13 protein-coding genes and 1 pseudogene are annotated in these 17,961 nt (G+C 71.4%); 5 read left to right on the plus strand and 9 right to left on the minus strand.

Features of this window, described 5'->3' with window-relative positions; all coding sequences use genetic code 11:
• The first annotated feature begins 21 nt into the window (after positions 1 to 21).
• Complete coding sequence (locus ACQEWB_RS47505) at positions 22 to 933, plus strand: hypothetical protein (protein ID WP_432842797.1); 912 nt, start codon at positions 22 to 24, stop codon at positions 931 to 933.
• On the opposite strand, the gene ACQEWB_RS47510 is transcribed toward ACQEWB_RS47505, so the two are convergent.
• Both ACQEWB_RS47510 and ACQEWB_RS47515 read right to left on the minus strand, forming a co-directional pair.
• Entirely contained in the window at positions 917 to 1,411 is a 495-nt protein-coding gene (locus ACQEWB_RS47510) for a lamin tail domain-containing protein (protein ID WP_432842799.1), read from the minus strand. The genes ACQEWB_RS47505 and ACQEWB_RS47510 overlap by 17 nt on opposite strands.
• A 75-nt stretch (positions 1,412 to 1,486) precedes the next feature.
• Positions 1,487 to 2,638, minus strand: a complete 1,152-nt coding sequence (locus tag ACQEWB_RS47515; protein WP_432842801.1) for an FAD-dependent oxidoreductase — start codon at positions 2,636 to 2,638, stop codon at positions 1,487 to 1,489.
• Between the two features lie 181 nt (positions 2,639 to 2,819).
• On the opposite strand from ACQEWB_RS47515, the gene ACQEWB_RS47520 reads away from it, so the two are divergent.
• A complete protein-coding gene (locus ACQEWB_RS47520; RefSeq protein WP_432842803.1) occupies positions 2,820 to 2,999 on the plus strand; it encodes a hypothetical protein in 180 nt (59 codons plus the stop codon).
• A gap of 25 nt (positions 3,000 to 3,024) precedes the next feature.
• Complete coding sequence (locus ACQEWB_RS47525) at positions 3,025 to 3,987, plus strand: D-cysteine desulfhydrase family protein (RefSeq protein WP_432842805.1); 963 nt, start codon at positions 3,025 to 3,027, stop codon at positions 3,985 to 3,987.
• Positions 3,988 to 3,994: 7 nt separating this feature from the next.
• Here ACQEWB_RS47525 and ACQEWB_RS47530 read toward each other — a convergent pair whose 3' ends face one another.
• The 4 genes from ACQEWB_RS47530 to ACQEWB_RS47545 form a co-directional block, all read right to left on the minus strand.
• On the minus strand, positions 3,995 to 5,359 hold the full coding sequence (locus ACQEWB_RS47530; protein ID WP_432842807.1) for an FAD-dependent oxidoreductase: 1,365 nt from the start codon (positions 5,357 to 5,359) through the stop codon (positions 3,995 to 3,997).
• 137 nt (positions 5,360 to 5,496) lie between these two features.
• Entirely contained in the window at positions 5,497 to 6,342 is an 846-nt protein-coding gene (locus ACQEWB_RS47535; protein WP_432842809.1) for a chitosanase, read from the minus strand.
• Positions 6,343 to 6,476: 134 nt separating this feature from the next.
• Positions 6,477 to 9,281, minus strand: a complete 2,805-nt coding sequence (locus ACQEWB_RS47540; RefSeq protein WP_432842811.1) for a SpoIIE family protein phosphatase — start codon at positions 9,279 to 9,281, stop codon at positions 6,477 to 6,479.
• Between the two features lie 104 nt (positions 9,282 to 9,385).
• On the minus strand, positions 9,386 to 11,938 hold the full coding sequence (locus ACQEWB_RS47545) for a SpoIIE family protein phosphatase (protein WP_432842813.1): 2,553 nt from the start codon (positions 11,936 to 11,938) through the stop codon (positions 9,386 to 9,388).
• A 527-nt stretch (positions 11,939 to 12,465) separates the two neighbouring features.
• Here ACQEWB_RS47545 and ACQEWB_RS47550 point away from each other — a divergent pair.
• Positions 12,466 to 13,893, plus strand: coding sequence for an alkaline phosphatase family protein (locus tag ACQEWB_RS47550; RefSeq protein WP_432842815.1), 1,428 nt, complete (start codon positions 12,466 to 12,468; stop codon positions 13,891 to 13,893).
• 110 nt (positions 13,894 to 14,003) lie between these two features.
• Entirely contained in the window at positions 14,004 to 14,636 is a 633-nt protein-coding gene (locus tag ACQEWB_RS47555; RefSeq protein ID WP_432842817.1) for a GNAT family N-acetyltransferase, read from the plus strand.
• A gap of 13 nt (positions 14,637 to 14,649) precedes the next feature.
• Here the strand turns inward: ACQEWB_RS47555 and ACQEWB_RS47560 are convergent, their stop codons facing one another.
• The 3 genes and pseudogenes from ACQEWB_RS47560 to ACQEWB_RS47570 form a co-directional block, all read right to left on the minus strand.
• The gene (locus ACQEWB_RS47560) at positions 14,650 to 16,380 is read right to left on the minus strand and encodes a dolichyl-phosphate-mannose--protein mannosyltransferase (RefSeq protein ID WP_432842819.1); all 1,731 of its coding nucleotides are present in this window, start codon (positions 16,378 to 16,380) and stop codon (positions 14,650 to 14,652) included.
• Positions 16,381 to 16,553: 173 nt separating this feature from the next.
• A pseudogene (locus ACQEWB_RS47565) lies at positions 16,554 to 16,802 on the minus strand (1,4-beta-xylanase); the annotation flags it as partial.
• 129 nt (positions 16,803 to 16,931) lie between these two features.
• Complete coding sequence (locus ACQEWB_RS47570; RefSeq protein WP_432842821.1) at positions 16,932 to 17,915, minus strand: chitinase; 984 nt, start codon at positions 17,913 to 17,915, stop codon at positions 16,932 to 16,934.
• Positions 17,916 to 17,961: the final 46 nt, after the last annotated feature.

Here is a 17,961-nt window from a genome sequence, read left to right on the forward strand (position 1 = left end):
TCCCAGGAAACGGAACAGGCCATGCCGAACCCGTCCGAGCTCCCCGAACCGGCCGCGCCGACCTCGACAACTTCCGCTCCTGCCACGGAGGACGGCCGACCGCTGACCGCAGGTGTGGCGATGCTGGCCACCGCCGTAGCAGTGATCAGCCTGCTGGTCGGGGGACTGCTGACGCTCGTGAACATGACCGGGCACGTCTTCGGCGCCTGGCCCTCGCCCGACTCGCTGAGCCAGGGCCTGGTCGGTGCGGCCATGCTCGGCACCGCACCGGCCCTGTTCACCGTCAACCGGGCCCGCCTCTGGCAGCAGGCCCGAACTCTGCTGTACCCCTTGGCCGTTGTCCTGGTCGGCCTGTTCCTGGTCAGCCTGCTCGACGCGGACCGGCTCTACCTCGCGACCGGTGGCAACATCGTCCCCGTGCTGTTCAGCCTCGGCTGGCTGCTGACGCTGGGCGCGCTGACGATCGCCGCCGCCGTCCTGCTGACCTGGCAGCACCTCACCCCCGCCACGCCCCTCGCCGCGAGCACGGCACCGCTTCCGGGCTGGTCGAAACCGGCGCTGGCGGTGCTGGGTTCGTCCTGGCTCGGCATCGGGGCGGGCCTGGTGACCCGCCCCGGATTCTGGGCCGACTTCGTCCCCTGGAGCACCAACCGGCTCGACGCCCAGGCCCTGGGCGTGTGGGCGCTGGCCCTGGGCGTCGGCATCCTGGGCGCCCTCGCGGAGGACGACCTCGACCGCACCCGCCCGGCCCTGCTCGCGCTGCCCGGCGCGGGCGCCGCGGTGACCCTGGTACTGGCCTTCCGCGCGCCGGGCGTCGACTGGTCCTCCGGCCCCGCGCTCGGCCTGGTCTGCATGGTGGGCGGCCTGTTCCTCGCGGGCGCGAGCGGGCGCGTGCTGCTCGCCCGCGCCTCCGCGGTCACCCGTGGAACGTGATGTACCCGTTCCCGTCGGCGTCGCTGCCGCTCTTCGTGTACGCGTGCGAGTCGGCGCCGGCGCCGGACGGCTTGTACACGTAGATCGTGTCCTTGTCGTTGTTCCACATGAAGTTGCAGTTGTTGCGGTACACGACGTTCTTGCTGTCGGAGTCCGTGCCCTTGCCACCGCGGAGCTTCACGTAGTCGCCGGGCTGGAGGGAGTGGTTCTTGGTGAAGGTGAACTTGTTGCCGGCCTTGTCCTTGACCACGTAGCCCTTGAGGTTCACGGTCGTGTGGGCCGAGTAGTTCTTGATCGTCAGGTACTCGTCCTTGGTGTTCCCGGTCGTGCAGCTGTTGGAGTCTCTGCCGGGCGCGTCGTACTGGATGCCCTTGATCTTCAGCGCGGACGAGTACTCGGTGGCGTGCGCCGGAACTGCCGTCAGAACGGCCAGCGTCCCCGCGGCGGTCGCAGTTGCCGCGACAAGGCGTATGCGCATGTGAAACATCCCCCCTGTGTGGATTTTCCGTGAAGAAACGGAGCGTATACAACCACGGGGGCGCGAGGGCTCACTTCACCGAATTGATGTGTTCCAGTCCAGGAGTCGTACGAGTTCGTCCTCGCCGGGCCTGACAGGTGCCCCGCTCCGGGTGGCGGCGGACGGGGAGTGCGTGCCGCGCGAGATGTTTCCGCTCACGGTGATGTTGTGTTCCACGCGCGGCCGGCGCAGCTCCTCGTAGAGCGAGAGCGCGGAATCGGTGTCCGGGGCGTCGCGCAGGGACTTGGCGAGGATCACGGCGTCCTCCATCGCCATCGAGGCGCCCTGTCCGGTCGCGGGAGAGGCCGCGTGGGCCGCGTCGCCCAGGAGGAGGATCCGGCCGGAGCGCCAAGGCGTGCCCGGCGGGAGCTCTGTGGCGTTGGTGACCAGGACGTCCTCGGCGGTGGCGGCGACGATCTCGGCGGCGGGGGCGGAGTCCTTGCGCAATGACGGAAGCAGCAGTTCGCGCCAACCGGCCGGTGTGCCCTGGTCGATGGCCTCGGCGGGCAGCGGGTCACCGGCCACGCGCGCGAACCAGTACGTCTCCCCGGTGGGCGAGACCGCGTAGCCGAAAGCGGCCTCGCTGCCCCGCACCATCGTGATGTGCGCGTTCCCCGCGGACACGGGCCCGGCGCCGGTGTAACCGTAGAAGACGCGCTGGCCCGCGTAGAGAGGGCGCGCGTCGGGGGCGATCGCCTGCCGGACCGTCGAGTTGAGGCCGTCGGCGCCGATCAGGACGTCGGCGGTCGCGGTGCCGCCGTCGGCGAAGTGTGCGGTGACGCCCGTGCCGTCCTCCTGGACGGAGGTCAGCCGGGCGCCGTGCCGGATGGAGATGTCCCGCCGTGCCGCCTCCGCCTGGAGCGCGGAGTTGAGGTCGCCGCGGCGCAGACACCGGTACCGGAGGAGCGGATCGCCCGCCTCTCCGAGGGGTGCCTGCGCCAATTCCTTGCCGGTGTCGTCGAGTACGCGCATCGAGGTCAGCGGGAAGCCGAGCGCGGTGACCGCGGGGGAGGCGTCGATCTGCGCGAGGGCCCGCATGCCGTTGCTCGCCAGCGTGAGGAACGCGCCCAGGTCCTCGGCCGAGTCGGGATGCGCCTCGTGCACGGAGACGTCGAAGCCCGCCTTGTCCAGTGCCAGAGCCGTCGTCGTACCGGCGATTCCGCCACCGATGACCAGTACCCGCGCCACGCCCCACCTCGCTCGTCTCCGTGTGACCTCTGTGGTCGCACATGCACAGAGAGGAACGTCCGAGCGCGGGCTGCGGTTCCGGACCATTCGTCACCGTCTTGACTGGTGACGCATCGGCTGCAAGCATGGTCACCAGTCGAACCGGTAACGGTCGAATGAGCTTCGAGCGCAGGAGCGTGAGATGGCGATGCAGGAGAAGAGGGCGGCGGACGCCGCAGAGGCCGGACGGCGGGCTCGGTTCGGGGCGCTGCCGGAGCGGATCCGGCTGGAGGACACCGTCGAGGAGCGACCCGCCACGGTGCCGGATCCGGCGAGGGACGCGTACAACGCCGACGAGTGGCTCGTGCGCAACTGCCTTTGACCGGCGTCCTGATTCGATGGGTGCCATGAGTGACAAGATCGCGCTGAGTACCTGGCCCACCCCGATGGAGCCCGCACCCCGTCTAGCCGACCGAATCGGCTTGCACGAGGGCGACCTGTGGATCAAACGGGACGACCTGATCGGCCTCGGCGGGGGCGGGAACAAGGTGCGCAAGCTGGAGTGGACCGTCGGCGCCGCACTGGCGGCGGGCGCGGACACGCTGGTGACCACGGGGGCCGCGCAGAGCAACCACGCCCGGCTGACCGCGGCCGCCGGCGCCCGGCTCGGGCTCGACGTGGTGCTCGTCTTCCCCGGTACGCCCGACAGTGCGGCGCACGGCTCCGGGAACCTCGTGCTCGACAGTCTCTTCGGGGCTCGCGTCCACTGGGCCGGCCCGGGGGCGCCGAGCGGCCTGGGCCGGGTGGCGGAGGACGTCTGCGAGCAGTTGCGCGGGGAAGGAGCCCGGCCCTTCCTGATCCCTTTCGGAGGCTCAAGTCCCTTGGGGGCGCGGGGCTACGTGGACGGGGGCGAGGAACTGCTGGCCCAACTGCCGGACGTTGCGCATGTGGTGGTGGCGCTCGGCTCCGGCGGCACCATGGCCGGTCTCGTCGGCGCGCTGGGGGCGGAGCGGGTGCTCGGCGTTCACTGCGGGGCCGTGGAGGATCCGGTCGCCACCGTCGCCGGACTCGCCGGCGTGGACCCCGGGTCCCTTCGGGTGCGCACCGACCAGGTCGGCGCGGGATACGGCGTCCTGACCGAACCCGTCCTGGCGGCGATGCGGACGGCTGCCGCCACCGAGGGCATCGTCCTGGATCCCGTCTACACGGGGCGGGCCATGGCCGGGCTGCTCGCCGCCGTGCGGGACGGTGACATCGCGCCGGGGGAGCTCACCGTGTTCCTGCACAGTGGAGGGCTGCCGGGACTGTTCGGTCACGCGGAGACGGTGCACCGCACCGTCTCCGCGTTGTCGTCCCGGAAGCCCGCCTGAGCGACCGTCAGGCGCCGCTCTCCCGGAGCATGTCCTCGCGCTCGACGATCTTCACGCGCTCACGGCCCTGCGGCTCGCCCAGCGCCTTCTCCGCGGCGTCCAGCCGGTACCAGCCGTCCCAGGTGGTGTAGCGGACGCCCCGCTCGGCGAGGAACGCGTCCACGGCCTCGGGCTCGGGCGCGGTGGGGGTCTGGAGGCGGTCGTTCGCGTAGTCGTCCAGCAGGTTCGACACCGTCTCGTTGGCGTCGCCCTTGGTGTGGCCGATGAGGCCCACCGGGCCGCGCCGGATCCAGCCGGTGACATACGTCGACTGAAGGTGCTCGCCGCTCTCCTGGACGACCCGGCCGCCCTCGTCCGGGACGGTGCCCGAGTCGATGTCCCAGGGCAGCTTGGGGAGCTTGTCGGAGAGGTAGCCGACCGCGCGGTAGACCGCGGTGACGTCCCAGTCCTTGAACTCGCCGGTGCCCTTGACGTTGCCGGTGCCGTCCAGGGCGGTGCGCTCGGTGCGCAGGCCGACGACCTTGCCGTCCTCGCCGAGGATCTCGGTGGGCGACTCGAAGAAGTGCAGGAACAGCTTGTGCGGGCGGTCGCCGACGTCGCGGATCGCCCAGTTCTCCAGGGTCTTGGCGACCATGTCGGCCTGCTTGTTGCCGCGCCGGGTCTCGATCGAGCCCGCGTCGTAGTCGATGTCCTCGGGGTCGACGATGACCTCGATGTTGGGGGAGTGGTCCAGCTCCCGCAGCTCCATGGGCGAGAACTTCGCCTGCGCCGGGCCGCGGCGGCCGAACACGTGGACTTCCAGGGCCTTGTTGGCCTTGAGGCCCTCGTGGACGTTCGGCGGGATCTCCGTCGGCAGCAGCTCGTCCGCCGTCTTGGCGAGGACACGGGCCACGTCGAGCGCGACGTTGCCGACGCCCAGCACGGCGACCTTCTCGGCCTCCAGCGGCCAGGTGCGCGGCACGTCCGGGTGGCCGTCGTACCAGGACACGAAGTCGGCGGCGCCGTACGAGCCGTGCAGCTCGATGCCGGGTATGCGCAGCTCGCGGTCGGCCGTCGCGCCCGTCGAGAAGATCACCGCGTCGTAGAAGGCGCGCAGGTCGTCGAGGCTGAGGTCGTTCGGGTAGTCGACGTTGCCGAACAGGCGGATCTGCGGCTTGTCGAGCACTTGGTGGAGGGCGGTGATGATGCCCTTGATGCGGGGGTGGTCGGGGGCGACGCCGTAGCGGATCAGTCCGAAGGGCGCCGGCATGCGCTCGTAGAGGTCGATGGACACACCGGGCTCGGCGGCCACGTCGGACTTGAGCAACGCGTCGGCGGCGTAGATCCCGGCGGGGCCGGCTCCGACGATGGCTACCCGCAGGGGGCGGGGCATGATCAGGTTCCCTTCGAGCGGCGATAGATCGACTCGAACGGGAAGCCTAAGCTAAGGCAAGCCTAAGTCGGTACGCGGGTCCGGTCTATGGGCTCATAAATCAACTTTATGAGCCCATAGAAAGCTTACCTGTCGGATCAGCCGATGTGGTAACTGTCCCCGTACACCTTCCAGTCCAGCGGGGTGTTCAGGCACAGGTTCCCCTTGCGCAGGAAGACCCGCTGCTCGGTGTCGACCCGCGTGGTGTCGCTGTGCGCCTCCTCCTGCTTCATCGCCCACACGCGCGCGTCCAGGAAGGCGTTGAGGTATGTCGTCTCGTCGCCGCCCTGGGTCGGCGGCTTCGCCTTGTTGAGTGCGCGCTTGCGTATGTTGCGGAAGCTGGTCGGGTCGTCGCCGTCGCCGTGCATGACGATGGCGTCGTAGTACGTGAACTGCCCGAGCGTGCCGAGGCCGTCCGTCTTGCCCTGCTTGACGGCCGGGTTGAAGTAGACGCGGTCGCGCTCGTCGTTCTGCGCCTGCTGGAACGCGCTGTCCTGGGCCGCCTTGCGCCAGTCCTTGGGGAAGTTCGGGTCCAGTCCGTCGTGCGAGTCGCTGCCGTTCACCTGGCGCAGGGCCGGCAGGTATTTGGCAAGAACGTTGGCCGGCTTGCGGTCGGTGTAGAGCTGCACCAGGTCGAGCATGTCTCCGGTGCCCGAGCAGAAGCCGATGATGCCGGCGGTGTAGCCGCGGCCGTCGCCGATGTCCTCGATGTACTTGTACTGCGCCTTCCAGTCGAGCGAGGAGTTCTCCGCGCTCGACACCAGCTTCATGGCGATCTCCTTCTTCGCCGGGTCGTCGAGCCCGACACAGCCCGCGGCGGCGGTCGCGGAGGCGTGCGAGGGGCGCAGCAGGGGTGCCGCCACCAGGGATGCGCCGAGCAGTGCGAGGACGGTGCGGCGCGAGGTGTGGGCGGGGCGGGGCAGGTCGTTGGACGGATGCCTCACGGGGACTCCAAGTGGAGGTGGGGGTGGGGAGTTGGCCGTGCGTGACTCTGATAGGAAGGTTTCCTATCAGAAGACTGTGACGAGCGGCACCCATCGCGTGAAAACTTCGTAGGGAAGAACGAAAAGGCGAAGCGTCAGGGGAGCGGCTGCTCGGCCCAGATGACCTTGCCCTCGGGCGTGTAGCGGGTGCCCCATCGCTCGGCGAGCTGCGCCACCAGGAAGAGCCCGCGGCCGCCCTCGTCCGTCATCGCCGCGTACCGCAGATGCGGCGAGGTGCTGCTGCTGTCGAAGACCTCGCAGATCAGGGTGCGGTCGAGGAGCACCCGGACGCGGATGGGATCGGCGCCGTAGCGGATCGCGTTGGTGACCAGCTCGCTCAGGATCAGCTCGGTGGCGAACGTCAGCTCGTCCAGGCCCCATTCGGCCAGCCGCCCGGTGACGGAGGCGCGCACCTCTCCCACGGCGGCCGGGTCCGAGGGGACCTGCCATTCGGCGACGTGGCCGGCGGCGAGCGCACGGGTGCGGGCCACTATCAGGGCGACGTCGTCGCTGGGCTTGTTGGGCAGCTGGGTCTCCAGCACGGTCCGGCAGGTGTCCTCGGGGGACTCGCCGGAGCGTTCCAGCGCGCCGCGCAGCAGATCGAGCCCCTCGTCGATGTCCCGCTCGCGGTTCTCGACCAGGCCGTCGGTGTACAGCACGAGCCGGCTGCCCTCGGCCAGTTCGAGGTCGGCCGTCTCGAAGGGCAGGCCGCCGAGGCCGAGCGGGAGACCGGCGGGCACCTCGGGGAACTCGACGGTGCCGTCGGGCCGGACGAGGGCGGGCGGCGGATGGCCCGCGCGGGCGATGGAGCAGCGCCGGGACACCGGGTCGTAGATCGCGTACAGGCAGGTCGCACCGGTGACCGGAGCGCTGCCGTCCTCGGCCGTCTCGTCCTGGTCGATGCGGCCCACCAACTCGTCCAGCAGGCCGAGCAGTTCGTCGGGCGGCAGGTCCAGCGCGGAGAAGTTGTGCACCGCCGTGCGCAGTCGGCCCATGGTGGCCGCGGCGTGCAGCCCGTGCCCGACGACGTCGCCCACGACCAGCGCCACGCGGGCGCCCGACAGCGGCAGTACGTCGAACCAGTCGCCGCCGACGCCGGCCTGGGCCGGCAGATAGCGGTAGGCGATGTCCAGCGCCGACTGCTCCGGGAGGTTGCGGGGCAGCAGGCTGCGCTGGAGGGTCACGGCCATGCTGTGCTCGCGCGTGTACCGGCGGGCGTTGTCGATGGAGACCGCGGCACGGGCCACCAGCTCCTCGGCGAGGGCGAGTTCGTCCGCGTCGAACGGCTCCGGCTTCTCGGAGCGCCAGAAGCTGACCACGCCCAGGACCAGTGTCCCGGCCCGCAGCGGCACGGTGATCAGCGAGTGGATGCCGTACCCCACGACCTGAGCGGTCCGCTCCAGGTCCTGTGCGTGCCAGCCGGGCGCGAGGTCGAGGTCTGGTTCGAGGACGGCCTGGCCGGAGCGGAGGCTGCGGGCGTGCGGCGAGGAGTCGACGAACCTGATCTGTTCGCCGACCGGGTAGAGGGGGGCGTCCTTGCGGATGCCGCCGACGGCGGTACGGCGCAGTGGGGTCACCGCCTCGGGCTGGCCGCCGTCGAGCACCGCGTCGAACAGGTCGACGGTCGCGAAGTCGGCGAACCGGGGCACGGCGAGCTCCGCGAGCTCCTGGGCGGTGCGGGTGACGTCGAGACTGGTGCCGATGCCCACTCCGGCGTCGTACAGCATGTTGAGCCGCTCCCGGGCCGCCTCCGCGCGGCCCGACAGGGCGCGCAGCTCCGTCGAGTCGCGGAGTGTGGCGACGCTGCCCGGCGGGCCGCCCTGGACGTCCGTGGGGCGCTGGTTGACGGCCAGCAGCCGGTCCTTGACCAGGTGCACCTCGTCGGTGGCCATCCGGCCGGAGGCCAGCAGCTCGGCGGTGTCGGCGGGCAGGCCCAGGTCGAGGACGTGCCGGCCCTCGGCGTCCTCGGGCAGGTCGAGCAGGCGGTGCGCCTCGTCGTTGGCGAGCAGCAGCCGGCCCTCGTCGCCGGCGATGAGCACGCCCTCGCGGACGGCGTGCAGCACGGCGTCGTGGTGCTCGTACATGCGGGTCATCTCGTGCGGGCCCAGGCCGTGCGTCTGGCGCAGCAGCCGTCTGCTGACCAGCGCGGTGCCGGCCGTGGCCAGGGCGAGTCCGACGGCCGCGGCGAGCAGGACCAGCGGCAGCTGGCGGTTGGCGGCGCCGCCGACGTTCGCGGTCGTGATGCCCGCCGAGACCAGGCCGACGACCTTGCCGTCGTCCGCCTTGATCGGTACGACGGCCTGTACGAGGCGGCCGATCGTGCCGTTGATCTCCTCGGTGACGGTCTGGCCGGCCAGCGCGGGGGCGATGTTCCCGACGAACTTCTTGCCGATGCGGTCCGGTTTCGGGTGGGTGTAGCGGATGCCGTCGGTGTTCATGACGACGATGAAGTCCACGTCGGTCGCCTTGCGGGCGGCCTCCGCGCGCGGCTGCAGGACGGCCGTGGGATGCGGGCCGGCGAGCGCCTCGCGGGTGCCCGGCGCGTTGGCGAACGCCTCGGCCACGGCGACCGAGCGGTTGCGGGCCTCCTGCGTGCTGTCGTGCCGCGCCTGCAGGTAGAGCGCCACGACCGCGGCGACCACCAGGAGCAGCACGATCACGACCTGCAGGACGAACACCTGACCGGCGACGCTGCGTCCGGTCAGCGCCGACCGCAGCCCCGCGAACCGACCCTCGTCCGGCCGCCCCGCGTGCGCGAGCCGCCGGGCCGTCGCACCGCCCGGCGTCCGCGCCGTTCGCCGTCCGTGCGCTCCATGGGCGCCGTCCGGCGCACCCTCGGCACGGGCACCGCTGGGGCGACGGTTCGACCCGGCCCCGGAGCGGCCCAGAAGTCGGACCATGTGCCCATGTCTACACTGCCCGGCCCCAGGAGGCGAGAGGCGTCACAGTGGGTGACACGGCACGCCCCTGGTCGGCACGCCGCGGACGGGCGGCTGCGTCGGACTCAGCGTCGCCCCGGGTGTGCGACACGCCGGGTGGCCAGCAGCAGGGCGATGTCGTCGGGGCGGTCGGCCGTATGGCGGGCCGTGGCGGTGAGGCGGTCGGCGATGCCGGCGAGGGGGCGGCGGCCGGGGCGGGTGGCCGGGGCGCCCGCCTTCGCCAGGGCCACGCGGAGGGCCGTGATGCCCTCGTCGATGTCCGTGCCCGGCCGCTCGACCAGGCCGTCCGTGTACAGCGCCAGGACGGCGCCGGGCTCGATCCGCAGCTCGGCGACCGGGTAGTGGGCCTGCGGATCCACCCCGAGCACCACCCCGCCGGGCAGGTCGACGACCTCCGTGTGGCCGTCCGGGCGGCGCAGCAGCGGCGGCGGATGGCCCGCCCGGGCCGCCCGAGCCACGCCCGAGACCGGGTCGAGCCGGATGTAGCAGCAGCTCGCGAACTGGCCGGGGTCGAGATCGATGAGGAGGTGGTTCGTGCCGCTCATCACCTCGTCCGGCGGCCGGTCGCCGAGCGCGAACGCACGTACCGCGCTGCGCAGTTGCCCCATCGTGGCCGCCGCCTGCACGCCGTGCCCCTGCACGTCGCCGATCACCAGTGCCAGACCGTCGCCGGCCTCCACGACGTCGTACCAGTCCCCGCCGATCTCCATGCCCTGGGTGCCGGGCAGATAGCGGCCGGTGGTCTCCACCAGCGGGTGGGCCGACAGGCGGCGGGGGAGGAGGGCCTGCTGGAGGCCGCGGGCGAGAGCCGCCTCGCTCTCGTAGCGCTGGGCCTTCTCCATGGCGTGGGCGATGAGCCCGGCCAGCGCGGTCAGCACGGTCCGTTCCTCGGTGTTGAAGGTGCGGGGCCGGTCGAAGCCGAGGATGCAGGAACCGACCGGTCTGCCGGAGGCGATCAGCGGCAGGAAGACGCGGGCCCCCTCCGCGGCGTCCAGGGCGATGCCCGGGTAGGCGGCCGTCAGCTGCTGCATCGAGTCGAAGAAGAGCGGCCGTCCGGAGGTGAGGGTCTCCACTCCAGGGAGGTGGGCGTCCAGGCCCACGCCCTCGAAGGGGGCCAGGAACCCCTTGGGAAAGCCGGTCTCCCAGGCCAGGTACAGGTGCCGGTCCTGGAGGAGGTAGATGGCGAGCCGGCGGCCGCCGAACGCGGGCAGCAGCTCCCGCATGACCACGGCCGACACCTGCCGTGCCGTGACCGCCTCGGTCAGCGCGATGGCGAGCACGATCGGCCGGTAGAGCGGGGCCATCGACGGCACACCGGGCGTGGACACCTGGCCCGTCCCCTCCGGCTCGGTCAGGGGCACCAGGTCGGCGGCGGCGTCCGCCACAGGGCTCGCCGGGGTGAACGTGCAGGTCAGGGCGTCCGGTCCGGGATAGACGGACACGTCGAGCCAGGAGCCCTCGTAGGGCGGTGTGTCGGTCGGAGCCCCGTCGGCGGCGGGGAGTCCGACGTGGAAGCGCACCGGCTCCGGGGACAGCAGCGCGCTGCGCAGATGGTCCTCGCAGTTCGGCTGGTTCAGCCAGGGCACGCCCTCCCACAACGACCGGCCGAGCAGTTCCGACCGCGGGCGGCGCAGCAGCTGTCCGGCGCGCGGATTGGCGTACAGGATCAGCCCCAGCCGGTCCACGCAGAGCACGCCCTCGGGCAGCAGGTCCGCCGCGGCGTCGGCCGCCGCGCCGGGACCCGGCTCGACGACCGAGCCCCGGACCGGGTGCGCGCCCGACGGTGAGCCGCGCCGGGCGGGTCCGGCGTACGGGCTCCACAGCTCCACCAGCCGCAGCGCACCGTCCCCGTCCCGCACGTACAGCGGCAGCGACGGCGGCCGGCCCGCGGCGGTCTCCCGCAGCGCGGCCAGCACCCGCTCCGTCTCGCCCGGGGCCACGGCCTCGGCGAGCGTCTCCACCGACGCCCCGAAGGTCCCGGCCGGCCGGCCCAGCAGGGCGGGCAGCCGCTCGTCCACGGTCACCACGTCCGTCACGGGATCCCAGGCGAAGCCGCCGGCCCGCCCCACGGGCGGACGCGCGCCCGGTGGCCGTACGCAGACCGGCTCGCCGTCCCAGGCGACCTGTGGCCGGTCGCGGTCCTCCAGGCGGCACAGGGCCGCGCCCAGCTCCTCGGCCTGCCGGACCAGGCGGTCGCGGTGCTGGAGCAGCTCGGTGGTGTCGGTGGCCGAGGGGCGCAGCACGGTCAGCACCCCGTAGGTCGTGGACCCGCCCACGACCGGCACGTACAGCGACCCGAACTGGAACGGCAGCCCGGCCGCGAACTGGGGATAGCGGCGCATCGTCTCGGCGGCGTTGGGCAGCACCACCTGCACGCCGAGCCGGTAGGCGTCGGCGACCGGGAACGGGCGGTCCACGTGCATCCGCCACCAGGGCCGGAAGAGGGGGCCCGGCAGCCCCGCGAGCACGGCCAGCCGCAGCAGTCCGGGCGTGCCGGAGCGCAGATAGACCCCTCCCGCGTGGCCGCCGGCCGTGTCGATCGCCTCCGTCGAAGCGTCGACCAGCAGCGCGGCCAGCTGCCCGGGCGTCCGGTGTGCGTCCTCCGCGCTCCCAGTCATCGGTCCTACCTCGTCCGTGCGCCGTCCAGCGGGCGACACAGCAAGAATGCGCCACTACGGGGCTGCGGCGCACCTGGGCGGACGGAGACATCGGACAGAACGGGAGGTGACGTAAAGATCACCGTTCCGGTGCATCGGGTGATAGGTGCCATGGGCACGCATTCGGCTGCTGTATGAGATCGCCGGCAACCCCGCCATCTGGATGGTCACGCGGACCGCCGCCCGCGACAGCGTCCTCGGGGGCACCTCATACCCGAGGGTGCCGACGTCATGTGGAGTCCCGGCGGTCGTCACGGTCGAACCCGACGCCCTGGCCGTGGAGTTCCACCAACACAGGGCAACGTCCATGTAGCGGCCAACCATCCCCGGTCATGGCTTGGCCAACTCCCTACTGCACGTTGGCCACATGTTCACCACCCACCCCTGATGTGCCCCGCCGCTTCGAGCGGAGAGTGATCGGTGGCCCGCCTGCTGCGCCGGGCCGGCCACCACTCCGCAGAGCTTCTCCCGCTCAACAAGGGGCAATCATGGCCGAGTTGACACGTCGTAGACTCCTGGGTTCCGCCGCGGGCGCGCTGGGCGGCGCCGCGGCCCTCTCCCTCCTCCCGCCGAGCGTCCAGAAGGCCGTCGCCGCCGAACCTCCGAAGAACGGTTCGCTGCGCGACATCGAGCACGTCGTCATGCTGATGCAGGAGAACCGGTCCTTCGACCACTACTTCGGCACCCTTTCGGGCGTCCGCGGCTTCGCCGACCCGCACGCGCTGAAGCTCGGCACCGGACGGTCCGTCTTCTACCAGCCGGACGCCGTGAACCCCAAGGGCTACCTGCTGCCCTTCCACCTCGACACCCACACCTCGAGCGCCCAGGCCATCCCGTCCACCAGCCACGCCTGGTCCGTCCAGCACCAGGCCTGGAACGGCGGCAAGATGGACCAGTGGCTGCCGGCCCACCGTGCCGCCGACGGCGTCAACGGCCCTTACGTCATGGGCTACTACACGCGCGAGGACATCCCGTTCCAGTTCGCGCTCGCCGAGACCTTCACCGTCTGCGACAACTACTACTGCTCGGTCTTCGGCCCTACCTGGCCCAACCGCCTGATGTGGATGACCGGCACGATCGACCCCGGCGGCACCAAGGGCGGCCCGATCATCAGCAACGTCGCGCCGACGCCGTACCGCTGGACGACGTACGCCGAACGGCTCCAGGCGGCCGGCGTCAGCTGGAAGGTGTACCAGGAGGACGACAACTACGGCTGCAACATGCTGGAGCAGTTCCAGACCTTCAAGGACGCCCGGCCCGGGTCCGACCTCTACGAGCGGGGCGTGCGTCGGCAGCCCGAGGGCACCTTTGAAGACGACGCCCGCAACGACCGGCTTCCGGCGGTGAGTTGGATCATGCCGACCAGCTACCAGTCGGAGCACCCGGACTACCTGCCCGCCGCCGGCGCGGACTTCGTGGCCTCCAAGATCGAGGCGATCGCGTCCAACCCGAAGGTGTGGCGCAAGACCGCCTTCATCCTCAACTACGACGAGAACGACGGCCTGTTCGACCACGTACCCCCGCCAACCGCACCCGCCGGCACCAAGGACGAGTACATCCAGGGCCTGCCGATCGGTGGCGGCTTCCGGGTGCCCGCCATCGTCATCTCGCCGTGGACCGTGGGCGGTTGGGTCGCCTCGGAGGCCTTCGACCACACCTCGGCTCTCCAGTTCCTGGAGCGCTTCACCGGGGTCGAGGAGCCGAACGTCAGCGACTGGCGACGGGACACCTTCGGCGACCTCACCACCGCCTTCCGCTTCCGCGACTCCCGCCCGCGCCCGCCGCGGCTGCCCGAGGACACCGCGGAGCAGTTGGAGAAGGCCAAGGAGGAAGTGGCAACGTTGCCAAAGCCGACCCTGCCGGGAGCGGACCAGACCTTCCCGCACCAGGAGCGGGGGCGCCGCCCGCACGTGTGACGCACGGACGAGGGCCCGGCCGCGCGACCGGGCCCTCGCGCCGGACCCTTGCGCCGGACCCTTGCGCCGGACCCTTGTGGGAGCGCTCCCATCCGATGCAGGATGCCGGTGTGACTTCGTCTCCCGCCATCCGCCCGTACCGCCCCGAGGACCGTGCGGCCCTCGACGACATCTGCGTCCGCACCGCGCATCTCGGCCAGGACAGCCGCCCCTTCTACGCGGATCCCAGCATCTTCCCGGTGCTCTTCGCGGCGCCGTACGCCCACCTGGAGCCGGAGCTGGCCTTCGTCCTGGACGACGGAGACGGCCGGGCCGTCGGCTACGTCCTCGGCACCGCCGACACCCCCGGCTTCGTCGAGGCCTTCCGCACCAAGTGGCTGCCCCTGGTGGCGGACCGCTACCCGGAGCCCGCCGGACCGCCCGGCACCGCCGACGAGGCGATGATCCCGCTGCTGTACAACCCTGAGCGGATGATCGTCCCCGAAGTCGCCGGGTATCCGGCCCATCTGCACATCGACCTGCTCCCCGCCTGGCAGGGCCGCGGCCTGGGCCGCGAGCTGATGCGGACCTTCCTGCGCGCCCTGCACGACCGGGGCGTCGCCGCCGCGCACCTGTGCATGGTGACGGCCAACACCCCCGCCAGGGCCTTCTACGACCGCCTCGGCTTCCACGAGATCGAGGTGCCGGACCCCGGTCCGGTCACCTATCTCGGCCGTACCACAGGGGAGTTGGACTCCCTCTGACGAGACCCCGCGCCTATATCCAGGTGTCCAGCCACATCCGAGCGTGCCAGTCCGAGTAGGGGATCGTCTGGCCCGTGTACAGCGGGAAGAAGTAGATGAAGTTCCAGATGATCAGCAGCACCAGCACGCCCGCGCCCGCCATGCCCACGAGCCGGCGTCGCTCACTCGCCCCCGGCGGTCCCAGCAGGGCGCCCACCAGCAGGGCCACGGCCAGACACAGGTACGGGACGAACGCGACGGCGTAGAACGAGAAGATCGTACGGTCCTGGTAGTTGAACCAGGGGAGATAGCCGGCCGCCACCGCGCACAGGACGGCACCGGAGCGCCAGTCGCGGCGCATGGCCCACCGGTAGAGGAGGTAGGCGAGCGCGAAACAGGCCGTCCACCACAGCAGTGGTGTGCCCAGGCCGAGGATCTCCTGGGAGCAGTCGACGCTGGTGCGGCAGCCCTGCTGGCCGGGTTTCGGGGACTCGTAGTAGAAGGACACCGGCCGGCCCTGCACCAGCCAGCTCCACGGGTTGGACTTGTAGCGGTGCCAGGAGTGCAGGTTGATGTTGAACTCGTAGACCGCGTGCTCGTAGTGCCACAGGCTGCGCAGCGGGGCCGGGATCCACGACCAGGTGCCGCCGCGGCCGTCGGCCCAGTGGCGGTCGTAACCCTTGTCGGACAGGAACCAGCCGGTCCAGGTCGCCAGATACGTCAGCACGGCGACCGGCACCATCGAGACCACCGACCAGCCCAGGTCCTTGCGCAGCACCGCCCGGTACGGGCTGTACGCGCCCGCGACACGGCGGGCGCCGACGTCCCAGAGCAGGGTCAGGGCGGTGAAGAAGACGAGGAAGTAGAGGCCGTTCCACTTGCTCGCGGCCGCCAGGCCCAGGAAGACAGCGGCCGCCAGGCGCCACGGGCGCAGGCCGGTGCCGGCGTGTTCGCCGGTCTGGGGGTCGGGGCGCGCGAAGCCGTCCGGGCCGACGGGCAGGGCGGCCGCGAGGCGGGCGCGGGCCCGGTCACGGTCGACGAGCAGACAGCCGAAGGCCGCCAGCGCGAAGAACATGACGACCAGGTCGAGCAGCGCGGTGCGGCTCATCACGAAGTGCAGGCCGTCCACCGCCATCAGGGCCCCGGCCAGGCAGCCCAGCAGCGTCGAGCGGAACAGGCGGCGGCCTATTCGGCACAGCATGAGCACCGACAGGGTGCCCAGCAGCGCCGTCATGAACCGCCAGCCGAACGGGTCGAGGCCGCAGAGGTTCTCGCCGAACGCGATCACCCACTTGCCCATCGGCGGATGCGCGACGAAGCTGCCGGCGTCCGAGAGCGGGATCACCTGCGGGTCGGCAAGGATCTTCGGGTCCGCGATCTTGCGGTCCGGCCAGGTGCCCTCGTAACCGAGCTTCAGCAGCGACCAGGCGTCCTTCGCGTAGTACGTCTCGTCGAAGACCAGGTCGTGCGGCTGGCCCAGCCGCCAGAACCGCATCGCCCCGGCGACGGCAGCGACGAGGAGCGGGCCGACCCACGCCATGGATCCGGCGAGGCGCCGGGCGAGCGCCGGGCCCAGGCCCAGGAACTCCCAGATCCGGGTGCTCGGCTCCGGGAACGGGGGCACCAGGCGTTCGCGGGTGTCGGTCCGTGGGGCCGGCGTGTACCCGAACCGGCGCAGGCGCTGCGCCCAGGAAGTGGTCTCGGGTTCCGCGGCCGGGCGGACGTCCTCATCGGCGCCGGCCCGTGTGGGGGTGTCACTCGTCACCCGGTCATCGTAGGGAACGCCAGTGCGGGCCAAGCACCGGCGGCGGTCCAGTTGCTAGGGCGGATCCCCGCGCCGGCTCACCTCGGCGGTGCGAGCCCCGACCGCGCCCTCGCCGCGGTCGGGGCCCCTTGCGCACCGGCTCAGGGGTGCGCGGTCAGGTGCGGACCCGTGACGCCGCCGAGCCACTTCAGCCCGTCGAGCAGGAACCGGTTCTGCGCCTGGCTCGCGAACGTCGACGAGAACGTGGTGTCGGTCTCGTAATTCATCGCGTTGTGGCCGAAGTTGGCGTACAGCATCCGGTACTTCGTGTTGGTCCACAGGATCGGGCAGTAGCCGCTGTACCAGCACTCGCTGACGGACGAGGTGAAGGTCGCCGGCAGGTTCCTCGTCGAGGGCTGGGTGCGGTCCTCGACGCACAGGACGACCTGGCGAAGCCGTTCTGCGCGGCCTGAAGGGCTGCGCGGCCGCGTGCGCCCGGGGCGCGGACAGTCCTGTCAGCAGGATGGCCAGCGGGACGAGGACGCGTACGGCGCCGGTTCTCACTGCGTGCATCAGCCGGTGTATCCGGCGAAGACGCGGGTGTAGTCCCAGGCCTGCTGGCTCACCCCGGAGCAGCTGTCGTCGGGGCCGCCGGTGCACGGGCGGTCGCGGTTCGCGGACCAGAAGGTCAGACGGGCCAGGTGGTGCTGCTGGGCGTAGCCGAGGATGGTGCGGAAGTCGGCGACCGTCACCTTCTCGTTGTCGTCGGTGATGCCGTTCATCGACGAGATGCCCATGTCCCGGTAGGCCTGGTCGTCGCTGTAGCCGTAGGCGCTCTTCAGTGCGGACTTGAGCCCCTCGGCGGCCTGCTTGGTCAGCGTGCCCATGTTCCTGCCGGCGCCGCCGAAGTCGAACGGCATGATCGCCCAGGCGTCCACGGAGAGACCGGACGAGGCGGCACGCTTGATGAGGCTGGTGTCCGGGCCGCTCTGATCCGTGCCGATGGTGATGTACACCTTGAGCCCGGGGTTCTTCGACTTCACGGTCTTCAACGCGTCGACCGTGCGCTGCTGGACGGCGCCGCCGCTGTAGGCGGCGGCCTCTATGTCGATGTCGATCGCCTTGAGGCCGTAGGCGTTGATCACCTTCTGGTAGGCGGCGGCCAGTTCGGTCGCGTTGGAGCAGGAGCTCTCCAGCTTGTTGCCGCTGTAACCGCCGAAGGAGGGGATGATGTCACCGCCGTTGGCGCGGACGGTCTTGACGGTCTGCTGGTCGACACCGCCGGTCAGGGAACGGGAGCCGTCCCACTGCGGATTGCAGTGCCCGTTGCTGAGGACGAAGGCGAGCGTGAACCACTTCACGCCGGTCGCGTTGGTGATGGTGGTAGGGCTCGGCGGGCTGCCCCAGCCGTTGTAGAGGTACGGCGCGACGGCCATCGGCGCGGGCGCGGCGGCGTCGGCGGACGGGGCGGCGACGAACGCGGCGGGCAGGGTGAGCAGGGCCGTGGCGAGGCTGCCGCGCAACAGGGCGCGGCGGGTGGGGGGTTGGGCTCTCATGAGTGGGTTCACAGCCTTTCGCAGGCGGCGGACGGTGGGGGGGGTG

It is taken from the genome of Streptomyces sp. CA-249302 (assembly GCF_050936785.1).
Lineage (GTDB): Bacteria > Actinomycetota > Actinomycetes > Streptomycetales > Streptomycetaceae > Streptomyces.